2 rRNA genes are annotated in these 590 nt (G+C 59.2%); both read right to left on the reverse strand.

What is annotated here, in order from left to right:
- A 23S ribosomal RNA gene (locus ACBJ32_RS59405) occupies positions 1–79 on the reverse strand; the annotation flags it as partial.
- A 291-nt stretch (positions 80–370) separates the two neighbouring features.
- A 16S ribosomal RNA gene (locus ACBJ32_RS59410) occupies positions 371–590 on the reverse strand; the annotation flags it as partial.

Consider the following 590-nt stretch of genomic DNA (forward strand, 5'->3'; position numbering starts at 1 on the left):
GAGGCTTAACGCAGCCTCCCACGTCCTTCATCGGCTCCTGATGCCAAGGCATCCACCGTGTGCCCTAAAAAACTTGGCCACAAAGATGCTCGCGTCCACTATGCAAATCTCAAACAACAAACAGCAACCACATCCCGACCACCCAAAGGCGACCGTTCCATGGCCCTGTACTGAGTCAAACAGACAACCGTCCGTTTCCTCAGGACCCAACAGTGTGTCCAACCAAACCGACCCCCCGCACGCCCGTTCCCACTCCCCGAAGGGCGGTACTAGCACGCCGGCAACCCGGCCTGGTTGAGTAGCCAGTGCTCCACTAATGAGCTGTCACCCCACCACACACTCGGTGGCGAAGAGTGAAGATGCTCCTTAGAAAGGAGGTGATCCAGCCGCACCTTCCGGTACGGCTACCTTGTTACGACTTCGTCCCAATCGCCAGCCCCACCTTCGACCGCTCCCCCCCTTGCGGGTTGGGCCACGGGCTTCGGGTGTTGCCGACTTTCGTGACGTGACGGGCGGTGTGTACAAGGCCCGGGAACGTATTCACCGCAGCATTGCTGATCTGCGATTACTAGCGACTCCGACTTCATGGG

Origin of the sequence: Nonomuraea sp. GTA35, assembly GCF_041950525.1 — a bacterium.
Classification (GTDB): Bacteria; Actinomycetota; Actinomycetes; order Streptosporangiales; family Streptosporangiaceae; genus Nonomuraea.